The 22,249-nt window shown below is 71.0% G+C and carries 19 protein-coding genes and 1 pseudogene; 12 read left to right on the forward strand and 8 right to left on the reverse strand.

Features of this window, described 5'->3' with window-relative positions; translation table 11 throughout:
• Positions 1-18: 18 nt before the first annotated feature.
• Positions 19-900 (reverse strand): DUF6492 family protein, encoded by an 882-nt coding sequence (locus ACQEVU_RS43235; protein WP_433334298.1) that lies wholly within the window; start codon positions 898-900, stop codon positions 19-21.
• A gap of 20 nt (positions 901-920) precedes the next feature.
• Between ACQEVU_RS43235 and ACQEVU_RS43240 the strand changes: the two are divergent.
• A pseudogene (locus ACQEVU_RS43240) lies at positions 921-1,277 on the forward strand (glycosyltransferase); the annotation flags it as partial.
• Between the two features lie 231 nt (positions 1,278-1,508).
• On the opposite strand, the gene ACQEVU_RS43245 reads toward ACQEVU_RS43240, so the two are convergent.
• The 4 genes from ACQEVU_RS43245 to ACQEVU_RS43260 all read right to left on the reverse strand — a co-directional run bounded on the left by ACQEVU_RS43245 (position 1,509) and on the right by ACQEVU_RS43260 (position 5,921).
• On the reverse strand, positions 1,509-3,002 hold the full coding sequence (locus ACQEVU_RS43245; protein ID WP_433334300.1) for a glycosyltransferase family 4 protein: 1,494 nt from the start codon (positions 3,000-3,002) through the stop codon (positions 1,509-1,511).
• Positions 3,003-3,032: 30 nt separating this feature from the next.
• Positions 3,033-4,082 carry a GNAT family N-acetyltransferase gene (locus tag ACQEVU_RS43250; RefSeq protein ID WP_433334302.1) on the reverse strand — a complete coding sequence of 350 codons (1,050 nt, stop codon included), beginning with the start codon at positions 4,080-4,082 and terminating at the stop codon, positions 3,033-3,035.
• A gap of 268 nt (positions 4,083-4,350) precedes the next feature.
• The gene (locus ACQEVU_RS43255; RefSeq protein ID WP_433334304.1) at positions 4,351-5,250 is read right to left on the reverse strand and encodes a glycosyltransferase family 2 protein; all 900 of its coding nucleotides are present in this window, start codon (positions 5,248-5,250) and stop codon (positions 4,351-4,353) included.
• Positions 5,247-5,921 carry a polysaccharide deacetylase family protein gene (locus ACQEVU_RS43260; RefSeq protein ID WP_433334306.1) on the reverse strand — a complete coding sequence of 225 codons (675 nt, stop codon included), beginning with the start codon at positions 5,919-5,921 and terminating at the stop codon, positions 5,247-5,249. Before ACQEVU_RS43260 ends, ACQEVU_RS43255 begins: the two co-directional genes overlap by 4 nt.
• Positions 5,922-6,298: 377 nt before the next feature.
• On the opposite strand from ACQEVU_RS43260, the gene ACQEVU_RS43265 reads away from it, so the two are divergent.
• The 4 genes from ACQEVU_RS43265 to ACQEVU_RS43280 all read left to right on the forward strand — a co-directional run bounded on the left by ACQEVU_RS43265 (position 6,299) and on the right by ACQEVU_RS43280 (position 10,879).
• Positions 6,299-7,216 (forward strand): hypothetical protein, encoded by a 918-nt coding sequence (locus tag ACQEVU_RS43265; RefSeq protein ID WP_433334308.1) that lies wholly within the window; start codon positions 6,299-6,301, stop codon positions 7,214-7,216.
• A 6-nt stretch (positions 7,217-7,222) separates the two neighbouring features.
• Positions 7,223-8,623 carry an O-antigen ligase family protein gene (locus ACQEVU_RS43270; protein WP_433334310.1) on the forward strand — a complete coding sequence of 467 codons (1,401 nt, stop codon included), beginning with the start codon at positions 7,223-7,225 and terminating at the stop codon, positions 8,621-8,623.
• Between the two features lie 93 nt (positions 8,624-8,716).
• Positions 8,717-10,504, forward strand: coding sequence for a 3-hydroxyacyl-CoA dehydrogenase family protein (locus ACQEVU_RS43275; RefSeq protein WP_433334312.1), 1,788 nt, complete (start codon positions 8,717-8,719; stop codon positions 10,502-10,504).
• A 45-nt stretch (positions 10,505-10,549) separates the two neighbouring features.
• Positions 10,550-10,879: a hypothetical protein gene (locus ACQEVU_RS43280; RefSeq protein ID WP_433334314.1), complete on the forward strand. Its 330-nt coding sequence runs from the start codon at positions 10,550-10,552 to the stop codon at positions 10,877-10,879.
• On the opposite strand, the gene ACQEVU_RS43285 is transcribed toward ACQEVU_RS43280, so the two are convergent.
• Positions 10,870-11,892 carry a glycosyltransferase family 2 protein gene (locus ACQEVU_RS43285; protein WP_433334316.1) on the reverse strand — a complete coding sequence of 341 codons (1,023 nt, stop codon included), beginning with the start codon at positions 11,890-11,892 and terminating at the stop codon, positions 10,870-10,872. The two genes, ACQEVU_RS43280 and ACQEVU_RS43285, sit on opposite strands and share 10 nt — an antisense overlap.
• Before the next feature lie 785 nt (positions 11,893-12,677).
• Between ACQEVU_RS43285 and ACQEVU_RS43290 the strand changes: the two genes are divergently transcribed.
• Entirely contained in the window at positions 12,678-14,171 is a 1,494-nt protein-coding gene (locus ACQEVU_RS43290) for a sugar transferase (RefSeq protein WP_433334318.1), read from the forward strand.
• Between the two features lie 66 nt (positions 14,172-14,237).
• On the opposite strand, the gene ACQEVU_RS43295 is transcribed toward ACQEVU_RS43290, so the two are convergent.
• Together ACQEVU_RS43295 and ACQEVU_RS43300 are read right to left on the reverse strand one after the other, a co-directional pair.
• Positions 14,238-15,299: a hypothetical protein gene (locus tag ACQEVU_RS43295; RefSeq protein ID WP_433334320.1), complete on the reverse strand. Its 1,062-nt coding sequence runs from the start codon at positions 15,297-15,299 to the stop codon at positions 14,238-14,240.
• 167 nt (positions 15,300-15,466) lie between these two features.
• Positions 15,467-16,387: a TIGR03621 family F420-dependent LLM class oxidoreductase gene (locus ACQEVU_RS43300; protein WP_433334322.1), complete on the reverse strand. Its 921-nt coding sequence runs from the start codon at positions 16,385-16,387 to the stop codon at positions 15,467-15,469.
• A gap of 525 nt (positions 16,388-16,912) precedes the next feature.
• Here ACQEVU_RS43300 and ACQEVU_RS43305 point away from each other — a divergent pair.
• From ACQEVU_RS43305 to ACQEVU_RS43330, 6 genes are all read left to right on the forward strand, one after another.
• The gene (locus ACQEVU_RS43305) at positions 16,913-17,908 is read left to right on the forward strand and encodes a hypothetical protein (protein ID WP_433334324.1); all 996 of its coding nucleotides are present in this window, start codon (positions 16,913-16,915) and stop codon (positions 17,906-17,908) included.
• Positions 17,905-19,398, forward strand: coding sequence for an oligosaccharide flippase family protein (locus tag ACQEVU_RS43310; RefSeq protein WP_433334326.1), 1,494 nt, complete (start codon positions 17,905-17,907; stop codon positions 19,396-19,398). The genes ACQEVU_RS43305 and ACQEVU_RS43310 overlap by 4 nt, the downstream gene beginning before the upstream one ends.
• Positions 19,399-19,475: 77 nt before the next feature.
• Positions 19,476-19,877 (forward strand): hypothetical protein, encoded by a 402-nt coding sequence (locus ACQEVU_RS43315; protein ID WP_433334328.1) that lies wholly within the window; start codon positions 19,476-19,478, stop codon positions 19,875-19,877.
• Positions 19,871-20,392: a hypothetical protein gene (locus tag ACQEVU_RS43320; RefSeq protein WP_433334330.1), complete on the forward strand. Its 522-nt coding sequence runs from the start codon at positions 19,871-19,873 to the stop codon at positions 20,390-20,392. Before ACQEVU_RS43315 ends, ACQEVU_RS43320 begins: the two co-directional genes overlap by 7 nt.
• Before the next feature lie 62 nt (positions 20,393-20,454).
• Positions 20,455-21,111 carry a HEAT repeat domain-containing protein gene (locus ACQEVU_RS43325; protein ID WP_433334332.1) on the forward strand — a complete coding sequence of 219 codons (657 nt, stop codon included), beginning with the start codon at positions 20,455-20,457 and terminating at the stop codon, positions 21,109-21,111.
• Positions 21,105-22,103: a HEAT repeat domain-containing protein gene (locus tag ACQEVU_RS43330; protein ID WP_433334334.1), complete on the forward strand. Its 999-nt coding sequence runs from the start codon at positions 21,105-21,107 to the stop codon at positions 22,101-22,103. The genes ACQEVU_RS43325 and ACQEVU_RS43330 overlap by 7 nt, the downstream gene beginning before the upstream one ends.
• Positions 22,104-22,249: the final 146 nt, after the last annotated feature.

Consider the following 22,249-nt stretch of genomic DNA (forward strand, 5'->3'; position numbering starts at 1 on the left):
GCCGAGGGCCCGGGCCCGCTAGGACCCGGCCACGACCTCGCCGACGCGCTTGATCGCGGCCAGGCGCGGCTCCAGCGGCGTCGAGGACTTCGCCGAGATCATCATGGCCACCGCGTCCGGGCCGAGCTCGCCGGCGAACTTCACCGCCTCGTCGACGCTCAGCGGCGAGCGCTGCCAGTTGTTGTGGCAGATGGTGATGTCCGACGGGAGCTTCTCCCGGCCCGCGTGCAGCACCTCGTCGACGAACACGCCGTACAGGATGAACTCGGAGATGTGCAGCTGGCCGTTGAACACGTCCAGCCAGTTGCGCCCGGTCACCTTCTCGATGTGCCGCTGCATCGCGCGGACCACCTCGGGCTCCCACGCGTTGAGCGGGCTCACGTAGTCGGGCAGCGGCGGGGGCGGCGCCGGCGGCAGGCCGAAGAGCTCCCGGGCCACGCGGTGCCAGATGACGTGGCGCTCCATGTCCGCGGTGACGCCGCCGTCCTCGCGGTACAGCCAGCGCCGCCCGCCGACCTGGAAGCGGTCCGCGGTTGTCGGGCGCACGAACACCACGTCCGAGTCGGCCATCAGCACCAGGTCGGCGTCGATCTCGCCGGCCGCGGCGAGCTTGATGGTCTGCTGCATGATCCAGCCGCGCACCGGCGGCCACGGGCGGCGCAGGTTCACGTGGTAGTTCATCCCGGGCACCGGGCGGTACCGCCGGGGCAGCATCGACGTGTTCACCCGCACCCGGCAGCGGGGCCCCTCGTACTTGCCGAACAGCGCCAGGTCGGCCTCGGAGACGAACACGTGGTGCACCGTGTCGGCCGGCGTGTGCTCGAGCACGGAGGCGTGCAGGAGGTCGAACAGCTCGGCATCCGGCCGGTACGTCGGGGTGATGACGGCCAGTTCGGTCATGACACACATACTCCGATCGGATGCGGGCGCTTGGCCGCTATCTTGTTCCGGTGGTCAGCATCGTCATCCCCGCCCACAACGAGGCGGCCGTGATCGAGCACAACCTGCGCCGCCTGCTCGAAGGGACCGAGCCCGGCGAATTCGAGGTCATCGTGGTGCCGAACGCCTGCACCGACGGGACCGCGGATGCGGCCCGCCGGGTGCCCGGCGTGCGAGTGATCGAGTCCGAGGTGCCGGGCAAGGTGCCGGCGCTGCGGCTGGGCGACGCGGCCTGCCGCACGTTCCCCCGGGTGTACCTCGACGCCGACGTCGAGCTGTCCGCCGCCTCGGTGCGCGCGCTGGTGGCCGCTTGCGCCCGCCCCGGCGTGCTGGCCTGCTCCCCCGTGCCGCACTTCGACCTCAGCGAGGTCGGGCCGCTCATCGGCCGGGTGCACCGCGTGCACGACCGCATGATCGCCCCGACCCGCGCGCTGGCCGGCGCCGGCGTCTACGTCCTCACCGAAGAGGGTCACGGCCGGGTCTTCCCGATGCCCGATGTGATCTCCGACGACGGCTGGGTGCACGCCAGCTTCGCCCCGCACGAGCGGGTCGTGGTGGCCGAGGCGCGCTCACTGGTACGACCGGCCCGGACCGTCGCCGCGCATCTCAACCGGCGGGTCCGCGTGCGGCGGGGCAACCGGCAGCTGGCCGCCCTCCGCGGCGCCGCCCCGGCCGGCGAGTCCCGCATGGGCCTGGGCACCCTGGCCCGCCTGGTGCGCCGCCGCAGCGTGAGCCCCGTCGACGCCACCGCCTACCTGAGCGTGCTGGTCCTGGACCGCACCGTGAGCCGACTGCGCCGGGACCGCGCCGGCTGGGGCAGCGACGCCAGCACCCGCACCAGCCCTGCGCTGGGCGGGGATGCCTGACGCCGGGGCCTTGCCCTCGACCGCCTTCTCGTAGGCCGCGACCAGCGCGGCCTTCGAGACCTCCCACGACAGCGGGCCGCTGACCCGCTGCCGGCCCAGCTCCCCCATGCGCCGACGCTCGTCCGGGTTGTCCAGCAGGTACGAGGTCAGCTTGGCGAACTCCGACTCGTCGTTGGCCGGCGCGTAGAGGGCGGCCTCGCCGGCCGAGACGCGCGCCTCGCGCAGCTCGAACGACACGATCGGCCGCGACATCGCCATGTACTCCATGATCTTGTTCATCGTGGAGACGTCGTTGAGCGGGTTCAGCGGGTCGGGCGAGAGGCAGACGTCGGCGGTGGAGAGGTACCGCAGCAGGTCCTCGTCCGGGATGCGCCCGGTGAACGTGACCATCTCGGCCAGCCCGAGCTCCCGGGCCAGCTCCTGCATCTGCTCGAACGTGTCACCGGCGCCGACGAACGCGGCGTGCCAGTCGGTGCGCCCGACCTCGTCGCGCAGCTTGGCCAGGGCGCGCAGCGCGTAGTCGACGCCGTCCTGCGGGCCCATCACGCCGAGGTAGCACAGCAGGTAGGGCTTGCCCTTCTTGATGGACTCGTCGGGCGGCACCATGTGGAAGCGCTCGACGACCGGCGCGCTGCGCACCACGAACACCTGGTCGGGGCGCTTGCCGCCGCGGGTCAGCGCCGCCTCGCGGTAGCTCTCGTTGGTCGCGATGACGACGTCGGCGGCGGCGTAGGTGGCCTTCTCGGCCCGCAGCACGCCGCGGTAGAGCAGGTCCTTGCCGCGGTTGAACCGGGACAGGTACAGCTCCGGCACCAGGTCGTGCTGGTCGAAGACGAACCGCGAGCCGTACTGCTTCTTCAGCCGGTTGGCCACGACGTAGAGGATGTCCGGCGGGTTGCAGGCGTGCACGACGTCGACCGGGCCGACCTTCTTGGCCAGGCGCAGGGTGTGGCGCAGCGCGTTGCCGTACTCCTTGACGTAGCCGACGGGGCCGCCGGTCGCCGGCTCCAGGGGGTACCGATGGATCCGGATCCCGTCGATCTCCGCATAGGGCTCGGTGTCGCGCTTGGTGCCCTGGGGGCAGATGACGTTCACCTCCCAGCCCGCGTCGCGCAGCGCGAGGCTCTCCTGCCACACGCGCCGGTCGAACGGCACGGACAGGTTCTCGACCAGGATGAGGGCACTTCTACCGGCCATGCTCTCGTCGCTCCCCAGGGTTGAACGCGGCTAGCGCTTGATGGTTCGAAGCTTGCGCACCACGCGGCGCAACTGCGGCCCGAGCGGCGAGTCCTTGGCCGCCGTGACGAGTGACTCGCGGGCGGCCCGCAACGCGCGCCGGGCCGAACTGCGGGTCACCATGCCCTGCGCGACCGGGGTCTCACCGGTTTTCGCCCGCCGCTTGTACTCGTCGTCACCCCGGCCCAGGTCGATCCGCGCGAAGCCGAGCTGCGGGGCGGCCATGACGAGCTCGCGCAGCAGCATCCAGCCGGGCGCGAGGCCGGCGTGGGCCGGGTCGTACACCGGGAACCACCAGTGCAGCACCGCGCCCGAACGAATCCCGAAGTGCGCGGCGAGCAGCTGGTCGCCGGCGTACAACGTCGAGAGGATCCCGGCGAAGTCGGTGCCGCGGGTGCGCAGCAGGTCGGTCATGAGCGAACGGCGGCCGTCCTCGGCGAAGTAGTCCTTGGCGCCGGTGGCCGCGTACTGGCCGCGCTTGAGCTCGATCACCTTGGCGAGGTCGCCCTCGTCGAGCGAGTCGGCGACGAAGCGGATCGGCCCGATCTCGCGCTCGGCCTTCGCGGTGCGCCGGCGGGCCTGGCCCATGTTGTCCTTGCCGGACTTCGAGGCCCGGGCGAGGTACCCGTCCAGGCCCCCGGTCGTGTCGACGTACGGCGACGGCCGGCTGCCGGTGATCCAGGGCTGGAAGTCGTCGGCGAGCTCGAGCAGGTGGTCGAACTCCAGCGTGCTCACGCCGCCGCCGAGCAGCCGGGCCGGGTCGAACCGGGTGCCGGGGGCCAGAATCGGGCCTTGGAAGTCGGCGCCGGGCCAGCCGACCGGGCGCAGGACGGCGCCGTCGCGGTGCACGGGGAACAGGCTCTCCACCTCGCCGGTCGGGCCGCGACCGACGTGGACCTGCACCGGGTTGCCGGCCTGGTGTACCGCGGCGGCGAACCCGGGGTGGAAGTACGGGCTGTCCAGCAGCGGGTTGTTCGCCCGCAGCTTGTGCCAGGCGTCCAGCTCCTCCTGGGTGAGGGCGTCGAATGCCGTACCGCTCATGCCGCCGCCTCCGCTGCGCTCCGGCGCCGGCCTGAGCCAAAGCTGTGCCTATCTTTCGCGGCCACTCCGCTTCGCTCCGTACCGCTCATGCCGCCGCCTCCGCTGCGCTCCGGCGCCGGCCTGAGCCAAAGCTGTGCCTACCTTTCGCGGCCACTCCGCTTCGCTCCGTACCGCTCATGCCGCCGCCTCCGCTGCGCTCCGGCGCCGGCCTGAGCCAAAGCTGTGCCTATCTTTCGCGGCCACTCCGCTTCGCTTCGTACCGCTCATGTCAGTCTCCGAGGGTCGGCGGGCGGTTGGGGTGCATGAGGGCGGCCACCGTCGCGCGGGACGTGCGCCGGCCCTGCAGGGCGCGCACGCCCTCGCCGAGCATCACCGCGGCGTAGTACGCGCCCGCGACCGGCAGCGCGTGGCGCCGCTTGAACAGCCGGACCTTGTTCACCACGAGCAGGGCCGCGAGCTTCGGGTTGGTGCCCGAGTCGCCGCCGATGTGCTCCACGACGGCCCCCGGGTCGAACCACAGCGACCAGCCGTTGTCGGCGGCGCGCAGCGCGTACTCGGTCTCCTCGCTGTAGAGCAGCAGCGACTCGTCCCAGCCGCCGATCTCACGGACCATGTCGGCCGACAGCAGCATCGCCGCGCCGGTCGCCCAGACGGCGGCGTGGGCCCGCTCGTACTCGCGCGGGTCGGTGATCAGCTCGCCGATGCGCATCCGCCCGGCCCGGGCGCCGACGACCGCCTCGGCCAGGGCGCGCCCGACCGTCGGCATGCGCCGCAGCGACGGCTGCAGCGTGCCGTTCGGGTTGAGGATCTTCGGCACGGCGATGCCCCGCCGGGGCTCGCGCAGCGCTTCGGCAAGAATGCGCAGCGTGTCCGGGCGCAGCCGGGTGTCCGGGTTCATGACCCAGATCGCGTCGTACTTCTCGTCGGTGAGCGTGGCGACGCCGGCGTTCACGGCCGCGGCGTAGCCGGCGTTGCGCCCGGTCTGCACCGAGCGGATCGGCAGCCGGTCCGCGGCGGCGAGCGCGATCGCGACGGAGTCGTCGCGGGAGTTGTTGTCGACGACCACGACCCGCGTGATGTCGACGCCCTCGGAGGGCAGGGAAGCCAGGCAGCCTTGCAGGACCTCGGCGCTGTTGTAGGTCACGATGACGATCGCGATGCTGGTCACGGTGCTCCACGAAGTCGTTTGACATTACGCGCGGCGATACGGCGCGCGATGAGCTTCGGCGACGTTCTCCCGTCGAACACGTTGCGGATCCACTCGGGATCAAGGTCGTGGCGGATGCTGTTGCGCGGCTGCAGCCACCGCCCGACGGCCGCGCGGCCGCCGTCGCTGGTGTAGACGCGGCGCACGCCGGCCTTGCGCAGCCGGTTGAGCACGATCCGGTCGTAGGAGCCGAACGGTACGGCCACCTCGGTCACGGGCTCGCCGGTGAGCTCGCCAATCACCCGGTGCGCGTCGTCGAGCTCCTCCTGGGCCTGCTCGTCGGTGATGCGCCGCCAGTCGCGGTGCGCCCAGCCGTGCGAGCCGACGGACATCCCCGCGGCGAGCAGCTCCCGGACGCCGTCGACGGACACCCGGCCCGGCTTGCCGAACTCGCCGGCCAGCACGAAGAACTGCGCCTTGAGGCCCCGCTCGACCAGCTTTGGCAGGCCGACCTCGACGTCGGAGGCGTTGCCGTCGTCGAATGTGATCCGCACGTCGTCCCGGCCGACCGCCGCGTCGAGAACCCGCTCGTACTGGTCGACGCGCACCCAGGTTCCTTCTTCGCCGGGGTCGAGCGTCCTGCAGGTCGGGCCGATTCCGTGCACGGTGATGTTGACGACCGAAGTCGGCATACCGGCGGATCCCTCCAATGGACTTGTTGCCCTGGCGCGGTCTGCGCGCAAAGCCCCGCTAGGGCCGACGCGATCGTGGTCCGCGGGCCGGTGAACGGGTAATCGGTTGATCGGACGAAGGTTTGTCAGCAACCCGACATGAGCTTAATTCACAGGGTTCGCCCAGCCGAAGGGCCATTCGCGCGCTCGCGGCAAGGCAGTATGGTGTCGAGCACGCGACCAACCCCGAGCATGCCCCGTTCTTGCCGTGCAGCACCGGTGAACGGACACTGTTAGCGAAAATTCGGGGGTTAAGCCGGAAACCCGGGGTAGCAGCACGAAGCGGCGCGGTCATCGAGAGGACGACGTTGGACTTCTGGGACATCACAAAGCTGCTCGTGCGACGTTGGCAGATCGCGTTGCCGTTGCTGCTGCTGTCCGCCGTGATCACCGGCGTGACGGTCAGTCAGGTGAAGCCCGACTACGTGGCTACCGCCTACGTCCAACTCGTGCCGCCGGCCGCCATCAAGGCGACCAACCCGGAGCAGGCACAGATCGGGCAGGACAAGCTCAACCCCTGGCTCGGGCAGGGCCTGCAGACGCTGGGCAACGCCGCCATCGTCCAGGCGCAGGACCAGAGCATCATCGACGAGTTCAAGCGCACCGGCTACGCCGAGACCTACACGGTCACCATGAACTCCAACTCGCCGCTGGTGACCTTCGAGATCACGGGTACCTCGGCCCGCCAGGCCCGCGACACCGCGGAGAAGCTCGTCACGATCTTCACCGACAGCGTCGCCCGCCTGCAGACCTCGCTCGCCGTCACCGACGGCAACCTGATCACCGTCAAGCGGCTCGACCTCGGCGGCAACGTGAAGAAGTCGACGTCGAAGGTCAAGCGCGCGCTCATCGCCGTGGCCGCGGCCGGCATCCTGCTCACCGCCGGCGCCACCGTCGGCGCCGACGCCTGGCTGCGCCGCCGCAACACCCGCCGCCGCCAGCAGCTCGACGACGACGACCTGGACTCGTCCACCACGTCCCCGCTGCCGACCGACGCCGGGCGCGGCGACCGGGGCGTCAACGGCGCGGCGAGCTCGCGCGGCACCGCGCCGCGGCAGGTGCCCGTCGTGGCCGGCGCCGCGGCCGGGCAGGCCGCGGGCGACGCCGGGCTGACGGTCGAGTATCAGCGGCCGGCCAACTGGGACGGCCGCGACCGCGCCGACAAGGGCGGGGTCCCCGACGCCGACTCGACGGTCGTGCTGCCGCTGTCCGCGATGCCCCCGAAGCCGACGGCCAAGCGCGGCAAGTCCAACTGAACCCCAGTGACCTCCTCATTCGCTGACTACCACGCCGCCGACTTCGAGCCGTCGTTCGTCTCTGGTCGGACGTACGTCACGCGGCTGCGCGTCGGCCGCATCGACGCGGCGGCGCTGCTCAGCCTGACGATCGCGCTGGTCCTGCTCGTGCCGTTCCGGTACGTGCTGCCCGGGTTGACCGGTATCGGCCGGCCCGGGCTCGTCATGGGCATGCTGCTGTTCCTGTGGTGGACGCTGGCCCGGTTCACCCCGACGCTGTCGATGACCGGTCCGCAGCCGATGCGCTGGGCCCTCATGGGGCTGCTGGTGTCGGCCCTGATCTCCTACGCCGTGGGCTTCATGCGCGGGCTCACGTCCATCGAGGCGAACAACTCCGACCGCACGATTCTGGTGTACGGCATCTTCGCCGGCATCATGCTCACCGCGGCCGACGGCATACCCAACTGGATCCGCCTGCGCGGCGTGCTCAAGGTCCTCGTGGTCTGCGGCGCGATCATCGGCGCCATCGGCATCGCGCAGTACGTCACGAAGATCGACGTCACGCAGTACATCATCATCCCCGGCCTGCAGGCCCACTGGGACGCGCTGGGCTTCGAGGCGCGCGGCGGCGGCGTGCGGGTGGCGTCCACCACCACGCACTACATCGAGTTCGCCGCCACGATGTCGCTGATCCTGCCCTTCGCGCTGAGCTTCGCCCTGCACGCGGGCACCAAGCGGCGCCGGATGATCGCCGCGATCGCGGCCGTGATGCTCGCCGGCGGCAACGCGGTCACCATCTCGCGCACGGGCATTCTCGCCGTCCTGCTGATGCTGATCGTGCTCATCCCGATCTGGACCTGGCGGACGCGGTACAACATCCTCGTCATGGCCGGCGCCATGCTCGCCGTCATCGGCGGGGCCAGCCCGGGCCTGCTGCGCACCCTGACCAACCTGTTCGACAGCCCCGACAGCAACCCCGCCTTCACGGTGCGCGCGGACCGCTATCCGCTGGCGTTCCACTACATCAACCAGCGGCCGTGGTTCGGGCGCGGGACCGGGACGTGGGTGCCGCCGCAGTACCAGATCCTCGACAACCAGTGGCTGGCCACGCTCATCCAGAACGGCTACGTGGGCGCGGCGGCACTGGCCCTGCTGCACCTGACCGGCATCGTGCTGGCGTTCCTGGCGTTCCGGCGCTCGAGCACGCCCGAGGACAAGCACCTCTGCGCGGCACTGATCTCCACGCAGCTCATCGCCATCGTCGTGGCCGGCACGTTCGACTCGTGGGCGTTCAGCACCTACACGATGATCCTGGCGCTGACCTGCGGCATGTGCGGCACGGTCTGGCGGCTCACCCACCCGGCCCGCGAGGTGCGCACCTCGACCACGCGCTGGTTCCTCGACAACAACAAGACGCCCACGCGGTAGAGGGCGAGGAGTTCCCCACACCTTGGGGGACCGACCGGTTCCGGCATGGCAGACTCGCCGGTAACTTGAGCGGTCGTTTGGGAGGTCCGTGCGATGGCGCGCGAGTTTGCATCGGTTGGCGTGGTCGGCCTGGGCACGATGGGCGCCGGGATCGTCGAGGTCTTCGCCCGCAACGGGGTCGCCGTCACCGCCGTCGAGGTGAGCGCCGGCGCCCTGGAGCGCGGCGAGGCGACGCTGCGCGGCTCGGTCGAGCGCGCCGTGCGCAAGGGCAAGCTCTCCGAGCAGGAGCGCGACGCCCTGCTGAGCCGGGTCACCTTCGCCGTGGGCCTGGACGCGCTGCCCGGCGCGGACCTCGTCATCGAGGCCGTGCCCGAGCACCTCGACCTCAAGCAGCGCCTCTTCGCCGAGCTCGACCGCGTGTGCAAGCCCGAGGCGATCCTCGCCACCAACACCTCCAGCCTGTCGGTGACCGAGATCTCGGTCGCCACGAGCCGGCCCAACCAGGTCGTCGGCATGCACTTCTTCAACCCGGCGCCGGTGATGAAGCTGGTCGAGGTCGTGCGCACGGTCGTCACCGCCGAGGACGTCGTCACCGACATCGAGGCGCTGTGCGCCCGGCTGGGCAAAGTCGACGTCACGATCAACGACCGGGCCGGGTTCATCGCCAACGCGCTGCTGTTCGGCTACCTCAACCAGGCCGTGTCGATGCTCGAGGCGAAGTACGCCACCCGCGAGGACATCGACGCCGCCATGAAGCTGGGGTGCGGGCTGCCGATGGGGCCGCTCGCGCTCATGGACCTCATCGGGCTCGACACCGCCTACGAGATCCTCGACACGATGTACCGCCGCGGCGGCCGCGACCGCCGGCACGCCCCGGTGCCGCTCATCAAGCAGATGGTGACCGCGGGCCTGCTCGGCCGGAAGTCCGGCCGCGGCTTCTACACCTACGAGAAGCCCGGCTCGCCGGTCGTGGTGGCCGACGAGGCCACGCCGCGGCCCGACGCCGAGGCGGCGGACGCGGCCCGCACCATCGCGAAGGTCGGCGTCGTCGGCTCCGGCACCATGGCCACCGGCATCATCGAGGTCTTCGCCCGGGCCGGCCTCGAGGTGGTCTCGGTGACCCGCGGCGCCGAGCAGTCCGGGCGCACCTGCGAGGCGCTCAAGACGTCGCTGAACAAGGGGGTCGTGCGCGGCAAGCTCACGGAGGCCGACCGCGACGCCGCCGTCGGCCGGGTGACCTGGTCGGCCACGATCGAGCACCTCACCGACGTCGACCTCGTCGTCGAGGCCGTCGTGGAGGAGCTGTCGGTCAAGAAGGCGCTGTTCGCCTCGCTGGACGAGATCTGCAAGCCGGGCGTGGTGCTGGCCACGACGACCTCGAGCCTGCCGGTGATCGAGCTCGCGGTGGCCACCGAGCGCCCGGCCGACGTGGTGGGCCTGCACTTCTTCAACCCGGCCCCGGTCATGGGGCTGGTCGAGGTGGTGCGCACGATCCGCACCTCCGACGCGACGGTGGCCACGGCCACGGCGCTCTGCCGGGCGCTGGCCAAGCACGCGGTGGTGTGCGCCGACCGGTCCGGGTTCGTGGTCAACGCGCTGCTGTTCCCGTACCTCAACGACGCCGTCAAGATGGTCGAGGCCTCCTACTCGACGGCCGACGACATCGACAACGCGATGAAGCTCGGCTGCGGCTACCCGATGGGGCCGTTCGAGCTGCTCGACGTCATCGGGCTGGACGTGTCGCTGGCGATCCAGCGGGAGCTCTACCTGGAGCTGCGCGAGCCCGGCTTCGCCCCCGCTCCCCTGCTGGAGCACCTGGTGACCGCCGGCTACCTGGGCCGGAAGGTCGGCCGCGGTTTCCGCGACTATTCGAAGCGCTGAAAGCCGCCATAGGCTTTGCGCCGATTGCGCCGATAGGCTTGAAGGGTGTCACCCCGGCGTAACCACCCCAAGCGCGACGACGATCCGCCGCCGCTCGACCTCGAGCGCATCAAGCGGGGCGTCGGCGCCGTGCAGGCGTGGAGCGACGGCGAGTGGCAGGTCAGCAACATCCCGGCCGGGGCGGCGACCAAGGCCTACCGGTGCCCGGGCTGCGACCAGGAGATCGCGCCGGGCGTGCCCCACGTGGTGGCGTGGCCGGCCGACGAGCGCGGCGACCTGACCGACCGGCGGCACTGGCACACCGGCTGCTGGCGGGCCCGCGACCGGCGCGGCCCCAACGTCCAGCGTTCGCGCAGCGCGCCGCGCTACGGCTGAGCCTTCGACAGGGGCGTGGCGTCCGGCGCCGACCGCAACGGCTGCGTCGCGTCCGGCGCCGACCGCAACGGCTGCGTCGCGTCCGGCGCCGACCGCAACGGCTGCGTCGGCAGGTGCGGCGCGGCGACCGGGACATCGGTGTCCATCGTGGACAGCCAGGCCCGGTCCTGCCACGCGGAGCGCCACGGCTCGCCGGTGGACGAGCGGGCCAGGGCGGCGGCGATGAGCAGCCAGCCGGCGGCCCGGGCCCGGCCCGGCGCCCAGTGCCGGTGTGCGAACGCCATCCGCTCGGCCAGTCCGGCGATGGTGACGCGGCGCGCGGCCGGGGCGGGGGTCAGGGACGCCATCTGCGCGTCGGGGACCAGGACCGGGCGGGCGCCGAAGGCTCGGGCGCGGACCGACAGGTCGGCCGCCGGCAGGCGCTCGTCGAAGCCGCCGAGGTCATCCCACAGGCCGCGCTCGGCGAGCAGCATCCGCGGCGTGAGCGCCGGCACCTCGCCGCCGATGGCGCGGTCGAGCCCGGGCAGTCGCTCCGGATCGAACGGCAGGCTCGCCGCCACGCACGCCGTGCCCCAGAACGTCGGCGTGCCCTCGACCGTGCGGCCGTCGTCGGAGCCGTCGCGCATCGTGCGCCCGGTGTAGAGGCGGCACTCGGGGTGGCCGCCGGCGTACTCGAGCAGGGTCCGGATCGCGTCGCCGACCGGCTCGAGTCCGGGGTCCAGCAGTAACAGCCAGGGCGCGCCGGCCTGTGCCGCGCCGAGGTTGGCCGCGGCCAGCGGGTGCAGCGGCGCCTCCCGGCGCACCAGGGACACCCCGCGGAAGGCGTGGCGCACCGCGGCCGCCGTGTTGTCGGTCGACCCGTTGTCCACGACGATCAGCTCGGCCGGCACCTCGGTGCCCGCCTGCAGGGCGGCCAGGCCCTTGAGCAGGCTCTCCCGGGCGTTGTGCGAGACGGTGACGATGCTGACGACGGGCGCTGTTCTGCTACCACTGCTCTCACGAGCTGCTCCCACGCCCGGGATAGTACCGGCGGCGCGGGTGATTTGGCCGAAAGTACCGCCAGAAGTCCGCCGCGGGGTCGATTCAGATCCCGACCATCGGGCGGTGGGAGCTGCTAAAACGTAGAATCTGGACACGAAGTTGCCTCGGGTCCACCTGCCGCCACCTGGCCGGACGCTGCTATCCTCCCAAAGGCGGCGCAGCAAAGCCCGGCCAGCAATTTGTGCTCATGCATTCAAACATCCCTTGCTCTATTGCCCCCGTTGGACCATTCGGCGGGCAGGCGGTAACAAGGTGGAAGCGCAAAGAGCCAGTGCGGCCCGGTGACCCGGCTTGACGGCGACGCTCGGTTTAAGGCAACGCACTGCGTGACGAACGCTGAACGGACGGTGATCATGAGGGTGCTTACAGTGATCATGCGCCCGGCCTGGCCGGACCCCCCAGGTGGCATTGCCGATCATCACTTTGCGATCTTTAGGTCCACCATAGAACTCTATTAAGGCGACACAGCGTGATTACCCCGGAAGTTAACCGCGCACGGCGGATGGCGATCGGGATTCAGTCGCGGCGTCTTGTCCTTTTTTCCCTTATTGGACGACGGTTCCGGCAAAGGTCCTGCACGGGCGGTGTCAATAGCACCTTCAGCCACGTCGGGAATGCGGCACGACGGTACCGGCTATGCGACTTCCTCGGTACCTTACCGCCGGGGGTCGACCGCGCACCGGCTGTCGCGACGGCGTGCGTCACCACATTTCACCTTCGATAAGTGGATCTGAGCAGGGCACGTAAGGGGGTTGGGATGGTTCTGGCGGATTCGGCCACGGTCGAGACCGCGGTGATGGCGGCGTTCCCTGGAGTCCAGCGGCGCCAGCTCAGGTCGACCGGGCGCAACCTGCTCGTCGCCTTCCTCGGCGATGTGCTGGCCGTCACGATCGCCATCACGACCGTCGTACTGTTCATGGCCGCGGACCTGATGGGCGGCGCGTTCGTCGCCCCCGGTGAGGGTGTCCCGCCGGCGTACTCCGTGACCGGTTTCGCGCTGTTCTGGCTGGCTCTGCTCGCGAGCTGCCGCATGTACGACCGGTGGTTCCTCGAGAACCGCACCGGCATGATCTACCGGACCCTCCGCGCCGCCGTCGTCGCCGTCGCCGTCGTCGCTCCGGTCTGCGTCCTGTTCGACATGCTGTACCTGCTCAAGCCGCTCATCGTGGCGGTGCCGGTCGCGACGGTGCTGACCATCGCCGGCCGCTACGCCACCGTGGCCATGCTGAGCACGCTGCAACGGGAGTACGTGCGGCAGCGCACGCTGCTCGTGGGCGGCGCGGACTCCGTCGTCGGGCTGCTGACCGCGCTGCGGCGCGACCGCTCCTACGGGCTGCGCGTCGCCGGCGCCTGCATCACCGACCTCGACGACGCGCGCAAGATCACCGCGCATTCGATTCCGGTGTACGGCGACCTGAAGGACGTCGCCGGCACCGCGCTCGGCGCCGGCTGCACCGCGGTCCTCGTCGCGCTGCCGCTGGAGCTGGACCCCTACGCGATGCGGCGGCTGGCGTGGGAGCTGTCCGACAACGAGATCGAGCTCCTGGTCGCCCCGGCCCTGCCCGAGGTGGCCCCGGAGCGGGTCGCGGTGCTCCCGAGCGGCGGCGGCCCGCTGCTGCACGTGCGGGCGCCGATCCTGACCGGCCCGCAGCGCGCCATCAAGAACGCGCTCGACCGGCTCATGGCCACGCTCCTGCTGATCCTGGCCGGCCCGTTCATGCTCGTCATGGCGATCATGATCCGCACGACGACGCCCGGCCCGGCCCTGTTCCGCCAGACCCGCGTCGGGACCAGGGGCAAGGAGTTCACCTGCTACAAGTTCCGCACCATGGTCAAGGACGCGGACAAGAAGCGGGACGAGATCGAGCACCTCAACCAGCACGGCGCCGACGGCGTGCTGTTCAAGATGAAGCGCGACCCGCGGGTGACCAAGGTCGGCGCGATCCTGCGCCGCACCTCGCTGGACGAGCTGCCGCAGCTGCTCAACGTCATCAACGGCACGATGTCGATGGTGGGCCCGCGCCCGCCGCTGCCGCGGGAGGTCGCCGGCTACGACGACGACGTGCGCCGGCGGCTGCTGGTCAAGCCGGGCATGACCGGCCTGTGGCAGGTCTCCGGCCGCTCGGAGCTGTCCTGGCAGGAGTCGGTCCGCCTGGACCTCAACTACGTCGACAACTGGTCGCCGCTGCTGGACCTGCGCATCCTGGCCCGCACGGCGACCGCGGTGATCCGGGGCACCGGCGCCTACTGATTCCACGTGACAAACGAAGGGCCCCGCGGTCGTCCCGCGGGGCCCTTCGCATTCTTTAGGTCGCGCTTAATCGTGGCGCTGCGGCGCCGGAATTGGCTGGCCGTTGTCGGCCCAGACATTTCCTGAAATTGCGCTCAGCGTCACCTGCGTACTCACCAAAATCGGGCAGTTGACGTAACCCGAGTGCCGGCCGAACCGGTTGTTCACGATCGCGATCCCGCCCAGCGGGGCGTTCACGTGGGAGAAGTTCAGCGTGCAGCCGCCGCCGTCGAGCCAGTTGTCCTCGACCCGCGAGTTCTTGGCCGAGTCCTGGAAGGCGGCGTTGCCGTCCTTGGTCGTGGACATGTCGATGTTGTTGTGCCGCAGCACCACGTTGCTGTCGCCCAGGAAGCCCTGCACGCCGTCGTTGTGCGTCGGCCCGCCACCCTGGTTGGGGTCGCTGGCGAACCAGTGCATGTCGTGGATGTAGGAGTCCTGGATCAGCACGTTGCTGCCGGTCTGCACGCCGTCGACGCTGCCGTGGATGTTGGCCCGGTAGACGCTCACGTTGTTGGCGTCGATGCCGTTGATCGTCGCGGACGGGTTGGACGGCACGAACTCGGAGTCCTCCACGACCGTGCCGGTGCCGCGGTTGGTGTCCAGCAGCGCGGCGTTGCTGCTGGTGGCGCGCCCGCGGAAGATGCAGTTCACAAACCGGATGTTCTTGCCGGTGACCTTGACGAAGCCGTGGAAGTCCTTGCCGCTGATGACCTGGCCGTCGGTCGAGTAGGTCTGGTCACCGTTGACCACGGTCAGCTGCGTGCCCGGCCGCACGCCCGTGCTGCTCGCGTCGGGCTTGCCCGACGTGCGTGGGCCACCGGTGCTGTCCCCGCCACCGCCACCGCCACCGGGCGGCGCGGACGTCGTCGGCTTCTTCGGCGTCGGGCTGGCCGAGGCGCTCGCCGGGGCCGACGGGCTCGCCGACGCACCGGCACCGATCCCGGCGCCGGCCGAGGCCTCGGCGGACGCCGAGGGAGGTGGTGTCGCGCCACCGCCCGCCGTGGCCAGGCCGTCCTTGCAGGCCGCGAGGCTCGTGATGAGAATCCCGCACGCCGCGGCGGCCGTGGCGAACCGTAACGTTCTGTGCATCGCTGCTCCTTGTCCCATTCGCGCTTTGGGCTCGATTGGTGAAGGCCGCGGACCACCATACCCGCATTCTCGACTGCGGGAAGTGCCGACATGATTGCGCAGCGCTGATCTTCGATATCGCAGTTAGCCGCAGTTGTGTGCCGCCTTATATTTCCATTAAGGCCGATCTAGGCCAGGCGTTTGACGATTTCCGCGACCCCCTCGGGATCGCGACCGACATGGATCTCGGTGATCCCGGTCGTCTCGCGCAGCTCCAGCAGGGCATCGACGCAGCGCTCCACGTCACCGTGGACGACCAGCGGCGACTTCTCCAGCGCCGCCTCGGGCAGCCAGTTGACCAGATCGGAGGTCGAGCGGCTCGCGGTGCCGCCGGCCCCGTCGCTCAGCCGGAGCTCGAGCAGGTTTGTCTGCAACAGCACGGCCTCGGGGTCGCGCCCGGCCGCGGCCGCCGCCGCGAGCGCGATGTCGGCCTTGTCACGCAGGCCGGCCGCCGAGATCTCCCGCGCCATCTCCTCCGGGGTGGCGCGGTCGCTCAGCCGCGGCGGGTTGATGCCGACGATGTCGGCCTCCTGGCCGGCCAGCTGAAGCATGCGCCGCCCGCCGCCGCCGATCATGATCGGCGGGTGCGGCGCCTGGACCGGCCGGGGCGCGCCCAGGGCGTCGGTGATGTGGAAATGCTCACCCTCGAACGTGAAGCGCTCGCCGGAGAAGAGGCCCTTGAGGACGGCGATCGACTCGGCGAGCCGGGCGATGCGCACCGGCGCCGGGTCGAACCTCAGCCCGGTAACCGCATAGTCATCCGGCCGCCACCCGGCACCGAGCCCCAGCGTCACCCGGCCTTCCGAGAGCATGTCCAGGTTGCTGATCGAGCGGTGGAGGAAGAACGGATGGTAGAAGTCGTTGCACAGCACAATCGTGGAGACACGCAGCGTGGTCGTCGCCTCCGCGGCGATCGTCATCATCGTCATAGGGTCCAGCGACCAGCCGTCGCCGACATGATCGGCGATCGCGACGGTGTGAAATCCCAGGTCCTCGATTCGCCGGACCCGATCGCGCCAGCCGGGCAACGGCATCGTGAGGCGCGGCATGGACGTGATGAAGTGGAATGGGCGTTTTTGCGCAGTCACCAGACCCCCATGTGCCGGTTTTGGCGGATCCCGAGAACCGCGGAGAACCTAGCCGACGGCCGGGCGGACCGGAAGACTGGCAACTCCGTCATAAATTTGTCATATTCTCGGAGGGCGGTTCTTCCGTGCGTAGAGTACGCCCGTCCAGTGTCGGATAACGGCCGGACATCAGTCGTCCGCGGCGCGGAATGTCGTTTTTTCCGGAGGACGCGGGACCCGTTCGGTATCAACGGCGAGGCCGGCGGCGGGCTTCATCGTGACGAATCAACTCCAGCGAGTAAGCTGCCGCGGGCCCGGGCGCCGGAGGCAGACGGCGATGGTCGCAAGTCGGCCTCCCGTAACGGATGCCGGGGTGATTAGAGGGTGAGTTCGGTAGGGCTACCGCGGCGCGGGCCGCGGGCCACTGACGGAGGCGGTCTGACCTTGCACACGCAAACATCGGTCCAGCGCGAACCGCTGAACCTGCGGGCCGGCGACCTGGTCGAGGTGCTCAGCCAGGAGGAGATTCTCGCCACTCTCGACGCCAACGGCGAATACGAGTCGCTGCAATTCATGCCCGAAATGCTGAGGTACTGCGGACAGCGGCTACGGGTGTACAAATCGGCCCACAAGACCTGCGACACGCTCACCCGCTCAGGCATCCGCAAAATGGACAACGCGGTGCACCTGGAGGGCGTGCGCTGCGACGGCGGCGCGCACGGCGGGTGCCAGGCCGCATGCATGATCTTCTGGAAGACGGCGTGGCTGAAGAAGGTCGCCGACGGCGAGCCTCAGGTCACCGCCGAGGCGCCCGAGGACGCCCGGCTGCTGCCGCTCATCACGCTCAACGCCCGGGGCCCGCGCTTCGAGGACGGCGCCGAGCGCTACAAGTGCCAGGCCACCGAGCTGCTGCGCTCCGCGCCCGAGGTGCTTCCGCTCATGCAGCTGGGCCAGTTCGTCACCGACGTGCGCACCGGCAACGTCGGCGTGCTGTGGTCGATGCGGGCGGTCGGCGCCGGCATGTACAACCGGTTCCAGGGCCTCAGCGCCAAGGTCCTGCCCAAGTGGGCCCGCCACCGCGGCGGCCGCCACTGGGGCTTCCTGAAGGGCCGCGCGGTCGGCAAGACCCCGGACGTCCACAAGGGACTGCAGCCCGGCGACCTCGTGCGGGTGCTGTCCCGCAAGGAGATCGAGCCCACGCTGAACGAGCAGCTCCTCAACCGGGGTATGGGTTTCGATGCCGAGATGGCCAGGCAGTGTGGCCGAACGGCCCGAATCGCCCGCCGGATCGACCACATCGTGGATGAGAACACGGGTCGAATGATCCACATGAAGAGCCCTTGCCTTGTTCTGGAGGGCGTCATATGCGAGGGTGCGTTGAACGCAAACTGCCCTCGCGCCATCACCCCTTACTGGCGTGAAGCGTGGCTCGAGAAGATCGAGGAGGGCAGCGGCGGCGGAGCGGATCCCAACAAGATCCCGGTGCAGAGAGCTGCTGAGTGACCAATACCGAAGAAATCCAGCTGATCCAGACCGAGATCGGCGACAAGGCTGGACGCGGCCTGAAGTGGAGCCTGGTCGGCACCCTGGGCGCCAAGGTCGGTTCGTTCGCGATGGGCCTCGTGCTGGCCCGCCTGCTGGAACCGTCGGACTACGGCACCTTCGGCATCGCCACCGCGGCCCTCGCCGTGCTCATGCACATCAACGATGTCGGCCTGATCGCCGCCGTGGTCCAGTGGCGCGGCAAGCTGGAGGACATGGCGCCGACGGCGGCCACCTTGGCCGCCGTCTTCGGCGTCGTCGTCTACGGCATCTTCTACGTCACGGCCCCCGCCTATTCGGCCTTCTCGGGCGAGGCCGACGCCGTGGGAGTCGTGCGCCTGCTGACCGTCGTCATCGTCATCGACGGCCTGACCGCGGTCCGCAGCGCGGCGCTGATGCGCGAGTTCCGGCAAGACAAAATGATCATCGCGAATACGGTCGGCCTCGGCTTCCAGATCGTGGTCTCGATCTGGCTCGCGATCGCCGGCGCCCACGCGTACGCGTTCGCCTGGGGCCAGGTCGCGGGCGCCGTCGTCGGCGGCCTCCTGACGACCATCTTCGCGAAGGTCCCGCTGCGCTTCGGCTACAACCGCGAGATCGCCAAGAAGCTGCTCAAGTACGGCTTCCCCCTGGCCGTGAGCCTCGGCATCGAGGCGATCGTGATGAACGTCCAGCTGGCCATCGTCGGGCGCATCAGCGGCCAGGAGCAGCTGGGCTTCTACGTGCTGGCGTTCAACATGTCGATGTGGGCGCAGACGATCCTGGGCACCGCCATCCGGTACGTCTCGGTGGCCGGCTTCTCCCGCCTCTCCGAGACGGACGACAGAGCCCTGGCCCAGGGCGTCCACAAGTACATACCCATGCTGGTGAGCGTGGTCGCCCCCATCATCGCGCTGATGTCGGTACTGGCCACCCCGCTCGTCACCCTGCTCTACGGCGGCAAGTGGTCCCCGGCCGGCCCGGCCCTGATGCTGCTGGTGGGCCTGACATTCGTGCGCATGGTCACCGGCCTGGCCATGGACGCCCTGATGGGCGCCGGCGCCACCCGGTCCACGCTGTGGATCTACCTCGGCTGGTCGATCGCCCTGGTCCCCGCGCTGTGGATCGCCACGGAGTCGCTGGGCATCAACGGCGCCGCGATCGCCCAGACCGGCATAGGCCTGCTGGTCGGCGTACCCCTGACGGCGATAGCCCTGCAGCGCGCGAAGGTGGCGCTGCGCCCGATGGGCCCGCCCCTGGTCCGCCCGTTGCTGTCCACCGTTCTGGCCGCCGCCGTGGCGGCCGTGGTGGCCCACTTCACCGGGCCCTACCCGGTGGTCCAGCTCCTGGCCGGCGGCACGGTGGGCCTGCTGGTCTACGTCCCGCTGGTGGTCCCCCGCGACCAGCTGCGCCGCCTGCCGTCCACGCTGCTGCGCCGGGGCGGCAGCGCCCCGATCCCGGAAGAGGCCTAGGGCCGCGCCGTCACCCAGGTCGCGCCGCGCCCGGTCGAGGCCCGTCGCCACGCCGGTCAGCCCGGTACCGTACTCGCGTGCCGATCCTGGAGATCTCCGATCTCGTCGTCCGTCACGACGTGACGACCGGGGCGCGGCTGCCGGTGCGGCGCGACGAGGTGATCGCGGCGCTTCGCGCGGCCGGTGACCGGCGCGGCGCGCGGATCGCGGCCGCACTGCGCGAGCCACTGGGCCGCCACGACGGCGTCGCCTCGGCCCGCCGCGCCCACGCCGACCACGACCTCGTGACCGCCGCCGGGTCGGCCTCCGGCCTGGTGCCGCTGCTCTACCGCCCCACCCACCACAGCAACCCGTTCTGCGCCTCGATCCGGCCGATCCTGGGCGTCCGGCCGCAGGACGCGCCGGCGCTGCGAGCCGCCCTCGGGCCGGCCGCGCGCCACCTGGTCGGCGAGGCCCGGCCGGCGCCGCGGCCATGGTGAGGGTCGCCGTACCGGCGCTGCTCGCCTCGATCGCCGCCGTCGACGGGCTGCTGGCCGGGTACCGCGCCGCGACCGGCCGCAACGGCCGCATCCGCAGGCGCGGCTACTACGTCGCCGCAATGCGGCGCGGGCTCGCCGCCGGCGCGGCCGTGCTCGGCGCCCTGGCCCTCATCCGCGGCGCGGCGCTGGCCGCCGCGCCCGACCCGGCCGCCCGCTACGCCGACCTCACCCGCGCCGGCTCCGCCATGCTGTGGGTCATCGGCCCCTTCGCCGCCGTCACGCTGGCGTCCAGCGTCGGCTACCTGGTCCTGCCCCGGCGCCCGGCGACGATCCTCATCCTGCTGGGCCTCGGCCCGCTGACCGTTGTGCGCCCCTGGGTCACCGTCGCGGCCGGGCTCGCCGCCGCCTGGACGGCCCGCGACCTCATCACCGCCGGCTGCGCGATCCTGGCCGCGACCGGCGTGCTCGCCGTCGAACCGTGGGTACACCGCCGCTGGTACGCGGGCCTCGCGTGACCTCGGCGCCTTGACATTGTCACTGTGACAAGGCTTTGACTGGCGTTCGGAGGTGGTTTGCCATGAACTCGTACCCACAGCTCGACGCGCTGGCCGCCGGGAGCGCCTCGACCCGGCTGAAGGCGGCCCTGGCGATCGGCACGCACCCGGAGCCCGCGTTCGCCGACGCGCTCGTGGCCCGGTGCGCGGTCGAGCCGGACTTCTTCGTGCGCGACATGCTGACGTGGGCGCTGACCCGCCTCCCGCCGCAGGTCACGATCCCGAAGCTGCGCGAGGCGCTGCGTTCCGAGCGGCCACAGGCCCGCAGCCAGGCGCTGCACACGCTGTCCAAGATCGGCGACGGCACCGCGTGGCCCGCGATCACGCGTTCGCTGCTGCGCGACGCCGACGACGAGGTCGCGCGGGCCGCCTGGCGCACCGCCGTGGTGCTCGTGCCCGACGGCGAGCGGGCCGCGCTGGCCGCGGAGCTGGCCACCCAGCTCGGCCGCGGCGACCGGGAGGTACAGCTGAGCCTGAGCCGCGCCCTCGTCGCCCTCGGCGACGTGGTCGAGCCGGTCCTGGCCGCGGCGCTGACCGACGGCCCGCCGCCGGTGCGCGCGCACGCCGCCGCCACGCAGCGCCTCGTGCGCGACCCGGACGCCGCGTTCGACCTCGCCGTCCACGAGGCGAGACGGGTCGCCGCGCTCGGCCCCGACCGCTCGGAGACCACGACGTGCTGATCGGCGAGGTCGCGCGCCGCTCGGGGGTGAGCGCCCGGATGCTGCGGCACTACGACTCCCTCGGCCTGGTCCGCCCGACGGGCCGGACCGTGGGAGGGTACCGGGAGTACACCGTCGAGGACGTCCGGCGGATCTTCTACGTGGAGGGCCTGCGGTCCCTGGGCCTGTCGCTGCGCCAGATCGCCCGCACGCTGGACGACCCCGGCTTCGCCCCGTCCACGCTGGTCGGCGACCTCATCCGCCGCAGCGAGGAACGCCTCCACCGGGAGCAGGAGCTCCTCGAACGCCTCCGCACGGTCGGCGCGGCCGAGCCCGCCGGCTGGCCGGACGTCGCCCGCATCGTGGAGCTCCTGCACGGCCTGGCATCGCCGAACGCCGCTCGCCGCCAGCAGGCCGTCCTGGCCTCCGGCGAGCCCACGTCGGTCCCCGCCGACCTGATCGCCCGAGCCGTCCTCACCGAATCGGATCCGAATGTCGCCGGCGCCCTGCGCTGGGCCCTCGCCCGGGCCGGCGGCGACGTCGTGCCAAGCCTCGCTTCGGGCCTGACCGCCACCGACCCCGAGGTCCGCCGGCGCGCGGTCCTGGCCTTGGCCGAACTCCCCGACAACGAGGCAACCGCGCGACTCACCGAAGCACTCGAGGACCCGGACCCGACGATCCGCCGCCCCGCCGCGCTCGCCCTGGCCGCCCGCGGCGTGACCGAGGCAGTGCCGACGCTGCTCGCCATGGTGGTCGAGGGCACGAACGACGTCGAGGCCGCCGAACTCCTGGGCACCCTGGCCCGGGACCCGACGTGGGCGGACCGGATCATGAGCGCACTGGTCGACGAACTCTCCACCGCGGACCCACCGTCCCGGATCCGCCTGACCCAGGCCCTCGCCGAGATGCCGGGCACCATCGCGCTGCCCACCTTGCGCCGCCTTACCCACGACGACGACCGCCGGGTCGCCCTCCTAGCCAAGTCCTTGTCGAACCTGCTCTCCCCTGAGTAAGCCCGTTGTGCACCATCTGAGATTGCGAATATTGGTCGGGTCAGCGGTTGCGGCGGGGTTTTGGGACAATGAGTTTATGCGGTCGAGTAGCCGGGGGCATTTCAGCCCCCGGCTCTCACAGAACCGTACGTAACGATCTCTCGTTA

The sequence above is a fragment of the Dactylosporangium sp. CA-139066 genome (assembly GCF_050936175.1).
Classification (GTDB): domain Bacteria; phylum Actinomycetota; class Actinomycetes; order Mycobacteriales; family Micromonosporaceae; genus Dactylosporangium.

Coding starts and splice junctions, on each gene's coding strand:
- ACQEVU_RS43235 (WP_433334298.1), bottom strand. CDS start 900: ATGACCGAACTGGCCGTCATCACCCCGACGTACCGGCCGGATGCCGAG.
- ACQEVU_RS43245 (WP_433334300.1), bottom strand. CDS start 3,002: ATGGCCGGTAGAAGTGCCCTCATCCTGGTCGAGAACCTGTCCGTGCCG.
- ACQEVU_RS43250 (WP_433334302.1), bottom strand. CDS start 4,082: ATGAGCGGTACGGCATTCGACGCCCTCACCCAGGAGGAGCTGGACGCC.
- ACQEVU_RS43260 (WP_433334306.1), bottom strand. CDS start 5,921: ATGCCGACTTCGGTCGTCAACATCACCGTGCACGGAATCGGCCCGACC.
- ACQEVU_RS43275 (WP_433334312.1), top strand. CDS start 8,717: ATGGCGCGCGAGTTTGCATCGGTTGGCGTGGTCGGCCTGGGCACGATG.
- ACQEVU_RS43290 (WP_433334318.1), top strand. CDS start 12,678: ATGGTTCTGGCGGATTCGGCCACGGTCGAGACCGCGGTGATGGCGGCG.
- ACQEVU_RS43295 (WP_433334320.1), bottom strand. CDS start 15,299: ATGCACAGAACGTTACGGTTCGCCACGGCCGCCGCGGCGTGCGGGATT.
- ACQEVU_RS43300 (WP_433334322.1), bottom strand. CDS start 16,387: ATGCCGCGCCTCACGATGCCGTTGCCCGGCTGGCGCGATCGGGTCCGG.
- ACQEVU_RS43320 (WP_433334330.1), top strand. CDS start 19,871: ATGGTGAGGGTCGCCGTACCGGCGCTGCTCGCCTCGATCGCCGCCGTC.
- ACQEVU_RS43325 (WP_433334332.1), top strand. CDS start 20,455: ATGAACTCGTACCCACAGCTCGACGCGCTGGCCGCCGGGAGCGCCTCG.